Genomic DNA, 14096 nt, shown 5'->3' with positions numbered 1-14096 from the left:
ATCCTTGCAGGACGCCACGCTTCTTAAAAATCACTCAACCGTTTACTATGCTTCACATTTTCTCAAAAACAACGACTTACATTGCTCTGTTTTGCCTGGTACTTTCCGGCGAAGTCTTCGCGCAGCAGCTCATGGGTTTTCGCGCTGAAAACACAAAAAAAGAACTGGATCTTGAAACTGCTTTTGATAAGCAACTGCAAGCCAACAACCTCCGTGACTGGATGAAACTCATGACGGCCTATCCACATCAGGTAGGGTCAGCCTATGGGTTAAAGAATGCGCTTTTTATCAAAGAAAAACTCACTTCCTGGGGGTTTGACACACATATCGACACGGTACATGTGCTCTTCCCTACTCCCAAAACCAGGATCGTAGAACTGACGGAGCCTACAAAATTCAAAGCGTCTTTAATGGAAAAGCCGTTTAAAGAAGATGCGACTTCGGGTCAGACCAAAGATGTACTTCCTCCTTACCATGCTTATTCGGCCAATGGCGATGTCACTGCCGAACTGGTTTTTGTCAATTATGGGATACCTGATGATTATGAAGAGCTTGCGAAGCTGGGTATTGATGTCAAAGGCAAGATTGTGATTGCCAAATACGGCAATTCGTGGCGGGGTATCAAGCCCAAAGTTGCTTACGAGCACGGGGCGATTGGCTGTATTATTTATTCGGACCCAAAAGAAGACGGGTATTTTCAAGGAGATGTGTACCCGAAAGGCCCCTATAAAAACGAAACCGGTGCGCAGCGTGGATCAGTTGTCGATCTGCCGCAAGCCCCGGGTGACCCACTGACCAATGGTTTTGTAGCCAGCGCGGAAAACAAACGCTTGTCCATTGCAGAGGCGCCGAGTATGATGAAAATTCCGGTGCTACCTATCTCCTATTCAGATGCATTGCCTCTGCTAAAAGCATTGGGCGGTCAGGTAGCACCAGCAGCCTGGCGCGGCGCATTGCCGATTACCTACCACATTGGTCCCGGACCAGCGAAAGTACATTTGAAACTGGAATTCAATTTTGACATTGTCCCGTGCTATAATGTGATCGCAACCTTGAAAGGGAGCGAATTTCCGGATCAATGGATCGTTCGCGGCAACCACCACGACGCCTGGGTATTTGGCGCAGATGATCCTGTGAGTGGCGCGGTGGCCGAGTTGGAAGAAGCAAGAGCATTGGGAGAACTGGTCAAAACCGGCTGGAAACCCAAAAGAACGATCGTATACTGCTGGTGGGATGGTGAAGAACCGGGCCTGTTGGGCTCCACGGAATGGGTCGAGAAGTATAAAGCAATGCTTTCGGAGAAAACGGTCGTGTACCTCAACACCGACGGCAATGGTCGCGGCTACCTGGGCGCAGGCGGGTCACATACATTGGAAAAATTCATCAATCAGGTGGGGCGCGATGTGATAGACCCGGAAAAAGGGACCAGCGTGATCGAGCGCCTGCGTTCCCGCACCATCGTTAGCGGTAATCCCACGGCCAGGTCGGAGGCACGCAGCCGCCCAGACCTGCGCATAAGTGCACTAGGGTCGGGCTCTGACTACACGCCATTTATTCAGCATTTGGGAATTGCATCGCTCAACCTGGGTTATGGAGGCGAAGACGATGGTGGTGACTACCATTCCATTTTCGACTCTTACGACGATTACATCCGTTTCAAAGACGGCGATTTTGCTTATGGTGTGGCTTTGGCTAAGACAGTGGGGCGGTCGGTGCTGCGGTTTGCCAATGCCGAGATCCTTCCATTCGATTTCAGCAATTTCTCCAATACGGTTCAGATGTACGCGACGGATGTAAAAAAACAGCTGGAAACTGCCCGTACCACTGCGGAGGAGCACAACAAATTACTTGCAGAAGGGCGTTTCGAAGCAGTAGCCGATCCCAAAGAACCCAAACAGATCATTGCCGCCATGCCGGTTGCGCCCTATCTCAATTTCGCTCCGCTGGACAATGCTTTGACCATATTGCAGGAAAGCGCCAATGCTTACTCCGCGGCGATTAATAAAGGCGGGAACATTCCGGCTGATAAACTCACTCAGTTAAACCAAATCCTCTATAAAACCGAACGTTACCTGATCAATCCGGCAGGTTTGCCTCGCAGGCCGTGGTACAAGCATCAGATCTACGCGCCGGGCTTCTATACCGGTTACGGCGTAAAAACACTCCCAATGATCCGGGAGGCAATTGAGCAAAAGAACTGGGCCGAAGCTGAGCAGGGGATTTTAAGGGTTACAGAGGTTTTGAAGAATTTTACTGCGGAGATTGATAAAGCCGTGGGATTGGTGAAGTAACCTGGTGGCGATTGCCGGTATCATTGCTGGCAATCGCACTAAACGCTACGTTTTAAACCAGTCTTGAATTTTTCAGTATCCAAGTTTTCAACCCAGCCGCTTTGCTCGCCTTCAACCAAAGCCTGTCTCAATAATTTCAGCTTTTCTTCTTCCTGTTCCAACAGCCTTAAACCAGCACGAACTACCTCACTAGTAGACGCATAGCGACCCGTGTTGATCTGATTTTGAATAAAAGAATCAAAATGCTGGCCGATTGATATGGATGTATTTTTTGACATAATCTTCAAAATAAATTTGTGAGCAAACGAAAGTACCAAAATTGGTAATACTGAAAAACACATAGAGAAGGTTGAGGCTGTCTGGAATGGCAGAGAATTAAAAACAATGGATTTGTGACATCCCGTTTTCTCCTGCGAATAATTACACAAACAGTTTATTCTGCTTAAATTATTCGATCATGAGAAATACAAACAACCCATGTCCCTGAACCGTGACGCACCGCATTTCCTGACCGTCATTGAGGCAAACAAAGGCATTATTTACAAGGTGGCTAATGCTTATTGCCGCGACGCGGAAAATCGGAAAGACCTTATTCAGGAAATAATCATTCAGTTGTGGCTCGCGTTTCCAAAATACGACGAGTCGTACCGGATCACGACCTGGATGTACCGCATTGCACTAAACGTCTCCATTTCATTTTACAGAAAAGAAGACCGCAGAAGCGGAATTGCCCAGCCTTTGCATCCTGACATCATTTTTTTGCAAGAAGATAATACCCCGGTCGGACCCGACTCGGACATTGCGCTACTCCACCGGTTTATCAAAGAACTCAAAGAAATGGACCGGGCGATTATCCTTTTGTACCTGGAAGAAAACAGCCAACAGGATATCGCCGAAATGCTCGGCATTACCCCTACCAATGTTTCTACAAGGATTTTGAGGATCAAAGAACAGATCAGACAAAAATTTTCAGCATTAAAATCATAAACAAAATGGAAGACAAAGAATTAATGGCGCTTTGGAAAACGTACGATCAAAAGCTGGAAGAAAACCTGGTTTTGAACCGCAGGAATACCGAAGACATTACGAGGATTAAGATTAAATCGCTGCTAGGCTCGATGAAACCGATCAAGATTTTTACAATTATCACGGGGATTTTGTGGGTGGTCTTTGTGGATACATTGATCGTAGCCACATTCCATTTTGCCAGCCCCTTTTTCCTTATTTCGGCTGGTATTCAGGCACTAATAACGAAACTAGCCATTGGAATTTACCTGTACCAAATGGTTCTCATTTACCAAACCGACATCAGCGAACCGTTGCTGGCAACACAAGAAAGAATCGCCCGTCTGCAATCCTCCACGATCTGGATCACTCGTTTTCTCTTTCTGCAATTCCCCGTTTGGACTACTTTTTACATCGGCGAAAGTCTGCTGAAAAACGGAGGCGTGATCTGGTATGTCATTCAAAGCATTGTGACGCTGGCATTTACATTTGTAGCAGTCTGGTTTTTTGTGAACATCAAATATGAAAACCGCAACAAGAATTGGTTCAGGCTGATTTTTAATGGAAAGGAGTGGGATCCGGTGATGAAAGCAATGGGGATGCTGCGGGAGATTGAAGGGTATCGATGACAAATCTTCCTTGTAAATCTAACATTGAATGTTATAATTACAAGGAAGAAGTCAATTAAGATAGTCCGGAACAGTGCTACTACTCATGTACAACGCATTCGATACCCCTGGCATGGTTTTAGCCCTTACACCTGCATAACCATCCATCTATAAAAGATGAAATCATTAGTTTCAATGTTACTTGCGATTGTACTTTTAAACGCTTGTAACAGCAATTCTGACAAACAAGAAGCTGTATTAAAGGCACAACAGGCTACCATAGACTCGATGAAAGTAGCTATGGAGAAGCAAGCAGTTGTCGATTCAATGAATGCCGTTATGGCGCAACGTGAAGAGGAAAGGATTAAGGAAGAAAAGCAGCAAATTGCGGCAAATAGCAACAATGCACCCGTGGCTACCACTAATACGGTTGCCAAAAAGAAAAAATGGAGCCACACCGCCAAAGGAGCGGTAGTCGGAGCAGGTACCGGGGCCATAACCGGGGCGATTGTCAATAAAAAACACGCAGAAGGCGCATTGATCGGTAGTTTGATCGGTGCTGGAGTAGGTGCCGGAACCGGTGCCATTGTTGATCATTCGAAAAAGAAAAAAGAGCAACAACGACAGCAGTAATATAAGTCTGAACAAATTCATCATCCCTGCAAATCTTACTCAATGTTAGAATTGCAGGGATGATTTCTTTTTGTCCATAAGAAGGATTATTTTAGATACAACGTTCTAGCTATCAAGCCCCTTCTCCATTTTCGCCATGATCACAGCTCTCCGTATCCGCCAAAGCTTAGCCTGGGTAATTCAATCTCTGTTATTCTTTAAAAAACACTACCTCATCATTCTCGCGCTGGGTATGGTAGCGGCGCTCGGCAGGGCTGCGCAGCTTCGCGCTTTTGGCCCCATTTCACCGGGAATGTTCAATCTACTGGAAGTATTTATTCAGTCCGCGAGGATCATGGTGTTTGTATATTCACTCGGCTTAACGAATGTCAAGAAAGGTGCTTTGAGACTGCGGCACCTGCTGACGAGCAAGGCCACGTGGAAAGAAAACAGTCGCATTGCCGTTCAAAAATTCAAAAAAGACTGGCGATCCATTGTTGCCAATATGGTGATATACCTGCTGATCGCGTTGCTCATTAACAAGCTGATCGACCACGCTGCCTACCAAACCTGCCTGTATGCCAAGTTGAAGACTCACTCCATTATTTCCGGCGACTCGTCAGAATGGGTGATCATTCTGTTTTTCAAAAATCTCTCAGTCATTCCGTTTACATTGATTTTTAATGCCGTGTTTCTGCTTTGGATTACCAACAAAATGGTTTTACCTAAAACCTGATGATCATGAAAAAATTTACGGCCTCCTCTTTCTCTTTTTTACTATTTTTTGCTATTCTACCGCCCCTTTTACAATCCTGTTCCATGGATTTAGCCGAAGTAAGAGGCTCTATTGATGGTCACAAGCTAATTTACAAAGGCGATCCCTATCCTGAGCCGTCCCCGACCGCACTCGATGTGGGTTTGAATGTGGGCATTGCATTTATGACTTCTCCAGGTGGAACAATCCCGAAACCGCAAGGCCTAAACCGCTTTCAAAAGGCAGCACCGTCGAATTTGTATGCAAGTACCAATCCAGCACTGATCAATGGTCTCAGTCCGGCAGAAAAGCCCTATTCTTTTATGGACCACGTTGCGTTTGAGGGAGTTTTACAATTTATCAAAAAGAGAACGAAAGACGGAGGCGCCAAGGTTAACCTCGACTACCTGGAAGTCCCTGTTCAGGCTTTGTATTATCACGAGCTACAGTCCAAAGGATCTATTGTGGCCGGATTAGGCCCTTACCTCGCATTCGGTACCGGCGGAAAGATCAAAAACTCTTTCAGCAACGATAAGGTGAGCACATTCGACAAAGACAATGGTTTCAAACGGTTCGACGGTGGAGTGATTTTCTCGGCCGGCTACAAAATGTACGATAGTTTCTCATTCCGGCTGGCTTATGAGATGGGACTTGTCAACATCATACGGGAAAATTCGGGAGCGAAGGTAAAAAACAGGACAATCAGTTTAAATGTGGGCTATCCGATCCATAAACTGATAAAGATTAGATAGTTTTAGGAAAAATTTTATCCTGAAACAATGAAAAAATTAGGGCTCGTGGGCGGTATGAGCTGGGTGTCGACCATTGATTATTACCGGTTTATCAATGAGGGTATCAATGAGAAACTTGGCGGGCTCCATTTCGCAGAATGCATTATTTATTCTGTCAATTTCAATGACTTTGTATCCAATAATACTGCCGGCAATTGGGATGCTACCTATGAAATCATTTTGAAGGCCTGCCAGAATCTCGAACGAAGCGGTGCCGAGGCAATCGTATTATGTGCCAACACAGCCCATGCTATTGCCGACCGGTTGCAGGCGAACTTTAAACTTCCGATCATTCATATAGTCACCGCCACTGCTGACGAGATCAAAAAACGAGGCCTGAAAAAGGTGGGCTTGCTGGGTACAAAATTTACCATGGAAATGGACTTTTACAAAGACAAACTCATCTCGCTCGGCATCAAACCAATGGTGCCTGAAAGTCAGGAAACGAGGGATTACATTCAACGCACGCTCAAAGACGAACTGGGCAGAGGAATTATCCTTGAAGAAACGAAACAGGGTTATATCCGGATTATCAATGAGCTGATCGCAAATGGCGCGGAGGGTATTATACTGGGTTGTACTGAGATCCCCATGATTATCAGCCAGAAAGACGTTTCAGTTCCCGTATTTGATACTACTCAAATTCATTCACAGGCAGCAGTAACCTTTTCGCTGTCGTGATGCACGAATCAGTCAAAGTAAAAAAAATCAACTATTAGGCTTAAATTGTTAGGATAATTTAAAATACTCCTATGAAAATTACGAAGTTACTGATCCTATCCCTTTTACTCAGTTTCTCGCTTCAAGCCAAGCACATGCCGCGCATTGCTATTGCTGGACTAGGCATTGAATCGAGTACATTTTCACCGGCATTGACGCTGGAAGAAGCTTTTCACGCCAAGTATGGTGCTGACGTTTTCACCTCCTACCCTTTCTTTTCAAAGGACTCGTCGCTGCGAAAACAGGCTGAATGGCTTCCGGCATTGATCGGGAAATCACTTCCCGGTGGTGCCGTGACGAGAGAAGCCTATGAATCACTCGTCAAACAAACCCTCGACCTGCTTAAAAAGAATGGTCCTTATGACGGCTTGTTTTTTGATATTCACGGCGCCATGAGTGTGGTTGGCCTGGACGATCCGGAAGGCGATTTCATTGTCCGCATTCGAGAAGTCATTGGAACAGAAACCCTCATTTCCACATCCATGGATTTGCATGGGAATGTGTCGTGGCGACTGGCGCAAAATACAGACCTCATTACCTGCTACCGCATGGCGCCGCACGAGGACGCTATGCAAACCAAGAAACGCGCGGTTGAAAATCTACTGGAACGACTGGAAAGCGGGCAGGGTAAGCCTAAATACAAGGCTTGGATAGCCATTCCGGTATTGCTACCTGGTGAAAAAACCAGTACCCGCATTGAACCTGCCAAAACGATATACGCAGCCGTCGCTCCTGCTTCCAAGCAGAAAGGCATCATTGACGCGGCGATTTGGGTAGGATATGCCTGGGCCGACGAACCCCGCAACCACGCCGTAGTAATGGTAACCGGCGACGATAAAGCGATAGTGACCAGTACCGCCGAAAAATTAGCCAAAAGCTTTTGGGATGCGCGAAAAGGTTTCGCATTTGTAGCACCGACCGGCTCATTACAGGAAGCCCTGGACAAAGCATTGGCCAGCAATAAGCATCCATTCTTTATCAGCGACTCGGGCGACAACCCTACTGCCGGTGGTGCAGGTGACGTGACATGGACATTGACAGAAATATTGAAACGTGCTGAATTCAAATCAGAAACCGGCCCTTCATTGATATATGCATCTATTCCGGGACCTGAACTGGTCAAAAGCGCGATTGCCGCCGGAGTAGGTGGTAAAGTAGACGGCTACGCCGGAGGAAAGGTGGATGCCCGTTTTGCACCTCCTGTGAGGCTTGCCGGGACTGTCATGTCCATTGAACACGGCGACAGAAACGCGGAAACGGAAGTCGTGATCAAAGTCGGAAGTGTGAATGTGATCGTCACTGCGAAACGCAAACCATACCACAAAGAAGCTGACTTCACAAGATTGGGACTTAATCCAAGAAAATCGGACATTGTAGTGGTGAAAATAGGTTATCTGGAACCGGAACTCTACGCTATGCGTGCAGACTGGATCCTATCACTCACACCCGGCGGCGTGGACCAAAACCTGGAAAGGCTGCCGTACAAAAGGATCAAGCGTCCAATGTTCCCGCTCGACAAGGATATGGCCGAGCCAAACCTGAAAGCACAACTGGTACCAGCATCCGACAAGAAATAACAGATAACATTGACAAAGAAAACACTGATCCTCTGGTTTTTCATTCTGGTCAAATTTGGCCTGCATTGTATCATCGTCGCACCGGAATATGACCTCCATCGCGACGAATATCTGCACCTCGATCAGGGAAAGCATCTCGCCTGGGGCTATTTGTCGGTTCCGCCGTTTACATCCTGGACTTCCTACATCATCCTACTACTCGGAAATTCAGAGTTTTGGGTGAAGTTTTTCCCTTCGCTTTTTGGTGTGCTGACATTGGTTGTCGTCTGGAAAGCCATTGACGCCCTGGGCGGTAACCTGTTTGCATTGGTACTGGGTGCTACGGCTATTACATTCTCAGTGCTATTGAGGATGAATATGCTTTATCAGCCCAATTCCGTGGATATTTTGGCCTGGACATTTCTCTACTTTGCGATTCTTCAATACATTAAAACAGAGCAAAACAAATGGCTGTACATAGCCGCGGCGGCACTGGGATTTGGGATTCTGAATAAATACAATATCGTGTTTCTGGTCGTGGGACTTGTACCGGCGCTTTTACTCACAAGCCAGCGCAGGCTACTCACAAACAAGAATTTATATCTCGCAGGCATCATTACAATTTTAATTATTTTGCCAAATCTTGTGTGGCAGTATACCCACCATTTTCCGGTAGTATACCATATGAAATTGTTGTCAAAAACGCAGCTGGTAAATGTGAACCGGGCCGACTTTCTGAAAGAACAGCTCCTATTTTTTCTCGGGTCAATGTTCGTGATTTTGGCAGCGTTCGTTTCATTTTTTACGTTCCCCGTTTTCAAAAGGTACCAGGTTTTCTTCTGGGCATTTGTGTTTACATTAACGCTTTTCACCTATCTGAAAGCCAAAGGGTATTACGCGATCGGCCTCTACCCCATCTTCATTGCATTTGGCTCCGTTTATCTGGAGCATTTGTTTACCAAAAAATTAATATGGTTACGGTACGTGTCCATTCTGGTCATGGTGGCATTGTTTATCCCCATTTTTAGGGTTGCATTCCCTACCAAAAGTCCTTCAACGATCGCACAAAATTCGAAGCGTTACCAAAAACTAGGCTTGCTGCGCTGGGAAGATGGAAAGGATCATGAGCTGCCTCAGGATTTTGCGGATATGCTGGGCTGGAAAGAGCTAGCGAGTAAAGTGGATGCCGAGTACGCAAAGGTTACTGACAAGGAACATACATTGGTGCTCTGTGATAATTACGGGCAGGCAGGCGCCATTAATTATTATTCCAAATACAAAAACATCCGCGCCGTCACCATGAATGCGGATTATATCGACTGGTTTCCTCTGGACCAAGAGATTAAGAATGTCATTCTGATCCAAGATGCTGATGACGACGATAAAGAGCGAAAACGGGAACAGGCACTTTTCCAAAAAGTATCATTAACAGGCAAAGTCGAAAATCCCTACGCCCGCGAGCGCGGAACCAGCGTGTACACACTCCTGGATGCAAAAGTTTCCATCAATAAAATTTTGAAAAGCGAAATTGACGAGAACAGATGGGAATAGTGGTTCAATGTTTTCCTCCGACAAAACCAACCATAAAATCCGCCTCATTAAAGCCAAAATAAAGCCTCAAAAAAATAGGAATATTGAAAGAAAATATATAATTTCATATAGAGTTAATGTTTCGTGCGCATACCGTTGAAGTGGTTCATGCTTTCAATTCTATTAAACTTAACTTATATGAAACCTCCTCTAAAATCCCCACTGAAAATCGTTCTGTTTTACATCATTTTCCAGGCCAGCACTCTCAATGCTTTTGCACAAAGTTGGAATCAGATTATCAAAGTTACAGCACAAAACAATGACGCTTCGTCGGCAAGAAGTGCCAACGATTTATACGGGAATTCTGTGTCAATATCTGGAAATTATGCTATCGTGGGTGCCTATCATGAAGGTGAAGACCCTGATGGATTGAATTCTGTTGGAAATGCGGGAGCGGCTTACATCCTTTACAACAATGCCGGAAACTGGGTCCAGGTGAAAAAGATCACAGCACCTGTCCGTGACGTGGGTGACCTCTTTGGGAATTCTGTCTCAATAAGTGGAGACTATGCCATTGTAGGTGCCCATATGGAGGATGAAGATGCGCAAGAGACTAATACTTTGGACAATTCCGGCTCGGCTTATATATTCAGAAAAGATCAGGGCGGCACTGACAACTGGGGGCTGGTAAAAAAAATCACTGCTTCCACACGTGATATAGCCGACGGATTTGGCTATTCGGTATCGATCAGCGGAGATTACGCCATCGTAGGTGCTTACGTAGAAGACGAAGACGTAAATGAAACCAACAGTTTGTATGAGTCCGGTTCGGCCTATGTTTTTAAAAAAGATCAAGGGGGCACAGATAGCTGGGGGCAGATAAAGAAGATTACTGCTTCTACACGTGGCTTCGGAGATCGGTTCGGTTGGTCTGTATCAATCAACGGTGATTATGCCATTGTGGGTGCCAATCTTGAAAAGGAAGACGCCCTGGAGGCCAACACTTTGAGTTCGTCCGGTTCGGCCTATATCTTTAAAAAAGATCAGGGGGGCGCAGATAACTGGGGGCAGATAAAGAAAATCACAGCCTCCGTCCGGGCTAGCGGCGACAATTTTGGCTGGTCTGTATCAATCAGCGGTGATTATGCCATTGTGGGCGCTCCTTATGAAAATGAAGACGCTTTGGAGGCCAACACTTTGAGTTTTCCCGGTTCGGCCTATATTTTTAAGAAAGATCAGGGAGGAGCAGATAACTGGGGACAGGTACAGAAAGTCACGGCCTCCGTCCGGGCTGGCCTCGATTATTTTGGCTGGTTTGTATCAATCGGAGGCGATTATGCTATTGTGGGTGGTCCTTATGACGATGAAGATGCTTCGGAAGCCAATACTTTACCTTCCGCTGGCTCTGCTTATATTTATAAAAAAGATCAAGGAGGAACCGATAATTGGGGACAGGTACAAAAAATCACGGCCTCCGTCCGGGCTGACTTCGACGTGTTTGGTATTTCGGTTGCTATCGATGGGGATGATATCATCGTGGGTGCTTATGGGGAAGCCCAAGATGCTTCGGAAGCCAATACTTTATTATATGCCGGATCGGCTTATATTTTCCAGTTAACCCCGCCCTTGCCGGTTATGCTTACCACCTTTGACGCAGTCAGGGACGAAAACCAGGTGCTGCTAAACTGGGCCACAACGATGGAAAGCAACTCTGATTACTTTGATATTCAAAAAAGTGGGGATGGACATGTCTGGAAAACATTGGGACGTGTATTGGCTGCCGTTAAAAGTGAGCAGCTCCGGTCGTATTCTTTTATAGATTACAATCCATGGTATGACGATTCTCCGGGCTACGAAAACCTTTACCGCCTCAAAATGGTGGATGTTGACGGTAGTTTCGCTTACAGCAGGATTATTAGCCTGTCATTTGGTAGTAACCCACGCCCTATCCTTAACCCCAACCCGGTATCTGACAAACTATACTGTAATCCGGCAGATGTTGCAAAAATAGAATCCATTACGTTGATCAACAGCGCCGGGCAAATCATGCTTCGCATCTTTGGAGAAAGTAAAACATCTGTTTCGGTTGATGGCCTCACGCCCGGGATTTATCTGGCGCAAATCAGGAAAAAGGCAGGAGCCGTGCAGGTCCAAAAGGTAGTCGTAGTACGATAACCCCACCAACTAACTATCACACTTGCTTTCAATCTATTAAACTTAACTTATATGGAACCTCCTTTTAAATCCTCCATGAGGGTGATTCTTTTTTACATCATTTTCCTGACCGGCGCTTCTGATGCTTTTGCACAAGATTGGAGTGAGATTATCAAAATTACAGCACAAAACAACGGTGGAAGTTCGTCAAGGCATATTCAGGCCAACTATGGCGGGGATGTTGCCATATCCGGGAATTATGCCATTGCCGGCTCCCGCTTCAACGATACTGACGCGGATGGTCTAAATTTGATCTCAAATGCAGGTGCAGCCTATATTCTTTTCAATAATGCAGGTACCTGGGCTCAGGTAAAGAAGATCACATCTCCGGTTCGTGATGCCGAAATTTTTGGAGGATCAGTCTCAATCGCTGGTGATTATGCGGTCGTTGGCGCCGAACTCGAATCACTGGACGCTTCGGAATCAAATGTGGTTGGTGGTGCCGGCGCGGTATATATCTTCAAAAAAGACCAGGGAGGATCAGGAAACTGGGGTTTGATCAAAAAAGTTGTGGCACCCGTTCGCGCCGAAAATGATTTTTTTGGCAGAGCAGTTTCAATCAATGGCGATTACCTGGTTGTCGGGGTTAATAACGAAGATCAGGACTCAGACGAACTTAATACTTTACTTCAATCCGGGGCAGCATACATATTTAAAAAAGACCAGGGCGGCTCCGATAACTGGGGATTGATTAAAAAAATTACGGCTTCCACGCGCGGCGCAGGTGATCTCTTCGGTGAAGATGTATCAATTGACGGAGATTATGTCATTGTTGGCTCCCCCAGGGACAGCGAAGATGCCAACGAAGCAAATCCCATAAATGAAGCGGGCTCGGCTTATATTTTTAAAAAGGATCAGGGCGGCAGTGAAAACTGGGGACAAATCAAAAAATTTACGGCTCCCGTCCGGGAAGCAACTGATCATTTCGCTTCGGCGGTATCAATTGGTGCAAGTTACGCCATCGTAGGGGCACCACAGGAAAACGAAGACGCGGCCGAATTGAATACCCTTGCCGATGCCGGATCTGTCTACATCTTCAAAAAAGAAGAAGGAGGCACGGATAATTGGGGGGAAATCAAAAAGATTACCGCACCAGTACGGAAAAGTGGTGATTTCTTTGGTCTTTCTGTGTCCATCACACAAGACTACTTGATTGTGGGAGCTCCCACGGAGGATGAAGATGCCTCGGAGGCTAACAATATAGGAGGCGCGGGCTCGGCCTATATTTTTAAGAAAGACCTGGGCGGTATTGGAAATTGGGGATTTCAGCAAAAAATTGTCGCCTCTTTACGTGCCCCCAGTGATGCATTTGGATGGTCGGTTTCAATCAGTGCCAGCTACATTTTTGTAGGTATGCCAGGTGATGACGAAGATGCATTGGAAGCCAATACTTTAGAAAGTGCCGGATCTGCTTATATTTTTGGAATGGTTGAACCGCTCCCTGTTACGCTCACCACCTTTAACGCGGTCAAAAACGAAAACCAGGTGCTGCTAACCTGGGCCACGACAATGGAAAGCAATTCAGACTACTTCGATATTCAAAAGAGTGGCGATGGGCGCGTCTGGGATACTCTGGGACGTGTATTGGCCGCCGTTAAAAGTGATCAGCTCCGGTCATATTCATTTACAGATTATAATCCGTGGCACGAAGATTCTCCGGGCCACGAAAACCTGTACCGCCTCAAAATGGTGGATCATGCCTCGGACGGCCTTGACCGCAGTTTTGCATACAGCAGGATTATTAGTCTGTCATTTGGCAATAACCCCCGTATTATCCTCTACCCTAACCCCGTATCCGACAAACTATACTGTAACCCCGCGGATGCAGCAAACATAGAATCCATCACGATGGTCAACAGTGCCGGACAAATCATGTTTCGCGCCTTTGGAGATAGAAAAACATCTGTTTCGGTTGATGGCCTCACGCCCGGCATTTACCTGGCGCAAATCAGGAAGAAAGCTGGAACTGTGCAGACTCAAAAGGTGCTCGTAGTGCGTTTTTCTCCATAAGAACA

12 protein-coding genes are annotated in these 14096 nt (G+C 46.1%); 11 read left to right on the top strand and 1 reads right to left on the bottom strand.

The window, feature by feature from the left end:
• Window positions 1-47: 47 nt before the first annotated feature.
• The gene (locus ON006_RS27710; RefSeq protein ID WP_244821435.1) at window positions 48-2291 is read left to right on the top strand and encodes a transferrin receptor-like dimerization domain-containing protein; all 2244 of its coding nucleotides are present in this window, start codon (window positions 48-50) and stop codon (window positions 2289-2291) included.
• 38 nt (window positions 2292-2329) lie between these two features.
• Here the strand turns inward: ON006_RS27710 and ON006_RS27705 are convergent, their stop codons facing one another.
• Window positions 2330-2569 carry a type II toxin-antitoxin system ParD family antitoxin gene (locus ON006_RS27705; protein WP_244821434.1) on the bottom strand — a complete coding sequence of 80 codons (240 nt, stop codon included), beginning with the start codon at window positions 2567-2569 and terminating at the stop codon, window positions 2330-2332.
• A 199-nt stretch (window positions 2570-2768) separates the two neighbouring features.
• Here ON006_RS27705 and ON006_RS27700 point away from each other — a divergent pair, with 199 nt between their 5' ends.
• From ON006_RS27700 to ON006_RS27655, 10 genes are all read left to right on the top strand, one after another.
• The gene (locus ON006_RS27700; RefSeq protein ID WP_244821433.1) at window positions 2769-3278 is read left to right on the top strand and encodes an RNA polymerase sigma factor; all 510 of its coding nucleotides are present in this window, start codon (window positions 2769-2771) and stop codon (window positions 3276-3278) included.
• Between the two features lie 5 nt (window positions 3279-3283).
• Window positions 3284-3925, top strand: coding sequence for a hypothetical protein (locus ON006_RS27695; protein WP_244821432.1), 642 nt, complete (start codon window positions 3284-3286; stop codon window positions 3923-3925).
• 174 nt (window positions 3926-4099) lie between these two features.
• Window positions 4100-4537: a YMGG-like glycine zipper-containing protein gene (locus ON006_RS27690; protein WP_267609920.1), complete on the top strand. Its 438-nt coding sequence runs from the start codon at window positions 4100-4102 to the stop codon at window positions 4535-4537.
• 136 nt (window positions 4538-4673) lie between these two features.
• On the top strand, window positions 4674-5252 hold the full coding sequence (locus ON006_RS27685; protein WP_244821430.1) for a hypothetical protein: 579 nt from the start codon (window positions 4674-4676) through the stop codon (window positions 5250-5252).
• Window positions 5253-5335: 83 nt separating this feature from the next.
• Entirely contained in the window at window positions 5336-6022 is a 687-nt protein-coding gene (locus ON006_RS27680) for an outer membrane beta-barrel protein (protein ID WP_244821429.1), read from the top strand.
• 27 nt (window positions 6023-6049) lie between these two features.
• On the top strand, window positions 6050-6742 hold the full coding sequence (locus tag ON006_RS27675) for an aspartate/glutamate racemase family protein (protein ID WP_244821428.1): 693 nt from the start codon (window positions 6050-6052) through the stop codon (window positions 6740-6742).
• Between the two features lie 71 nt (window positions 6743-6813).
• A complete protein-coding gene (locus tag ON006_RS27670) occupies window positions 6814-8358 on the top strand; it encodes a M81 family metallopeptidase (protein WP_244821427.1) in 1545 nt (514 codons plus the stop codon).
• A gap of 9 nt (window positions 8359-8367) precedes the next feature.
• Complete coding sequence (locus ON006_RS27665) at window positions 8368-9888, top strand: ArnT family glycosyltransferase (protein WP_244821426.1); 1521 nt, start codon at window positions 8368-8370, stop codon at window positions 9886-9888.
• Between the two features lie 177 nt (window positions 9889-10065).
• Window positions 10066-12042 carry a T9SS type A sorting domain-containing protein gene (locus tag ON006_RS27660; protein ID WP_244821425.1) on the top strand — a complete coding sequence of 659 codons (1977 nt, stop codon included), beginning with the start codon at window positions 10066-10068 and terminating at the stop codon, window positions 12040-12042.
• A gap of 51 nt (window positions 12043-12093) precedes the next feature.
• Window positions 12094-14091: a T9SS type A sorting domain-containing protein gene (locus ON006_RS27655; protein ID WP_244821424.1), complete on the top strand. Its 1998-nt coding sequence runs from the start codon at window positions 12094-12096 to the stop codon at window positions 14089-14091.
• The last annotated feature ends 5 nt before the right edge of the window (window positions 14092-14096 follow it).

The sequence above is a fragment of the Dyadobacter pollutisoli genome, assembly GCF_026625565.1.
Lineage (GTDB): Bacteria > Bacteroidota > Bacteroidia > Cytophagales > Spirosomataceae > Dyadobacter > Dyadobacter pollutisoli.
This window is presented reverse-complemented; position numbering and strand designations above follow the sequence as displayed.

Coding starts and splice junctions, on each gene's coding strand:
- ON006_RS27710 (WP_244821435.1), top strand. CDS start 48: ATGCTTCACATTTTCTCAAAAACAACGACTTACATTGCTCTGTTTTGC.
- ON006_RS27705 (WP_244821434.1), bottom strand. CDS start 2,569: ATGTCAAAAAATACATCCATATCAATCGGCCAGCATTTTGATTCTTTT.
- ON006_RS27700 (WP_244821433.1), top strand. CDS start 2,769: ATGTCCCTGAACCGTGACGCACCGCATTTCCTGACCGTCATTGAGGCA.
- ON006_RS27695 (WP_244821432.1), top strand. CDS start 3,284: ATGGAAGACAAAGAATTAATGGCGCTTTGGAAAACGTACGATCAAAAG.
- ON006_RS27690 (WP_267609920.1), top strand. CDS start 4,100: ATGTTACTTGCGATTGTACTTTTAAACGCTTGTAACAGCAATTCTGAC.
- ON006_RS27685 (WP_244821430.1), top strand. CDS start 4,674: ATGATCACAGCTCTCCGTATCCGCCAAAGCTTAGCCTGGGTAATTCAA.
- ON006_RS27680 (WP_244821429.1), top strand. CDS start 5,336: ATGGATTTAGCCGAAGTAAGAGGCTCTATTGATGGTCACAAGCTAATT.
- ON006_RS27675 (WP_244821428.1), top strand. CDS start 6,050: ATGAAAAAATTAGGGCTCGTGGGCGGTATGAGCTGGGTGTCGACCATT.
- ON006_RS27670 (WP_244821427.1), top strand. CDS start 6,814: ATGAAAATTACGAAGTTACTGATCCTATCCCTTTTACTCAGTTTCTCG.
- ON006_RS27660 (WP_244821425.1), top strand. CDS start 10,066: ATGAAACCTCCTCTAAAATCCCCACTGAAAATCGTTCTGTTTTACATC.
- ON006_RS27655 (WP_244821424.1), top strand. CDS start 12,094: ATGGAACCTCCTTTTAAATCCTCCATGAGGGTGATTCTTTTTTACATC.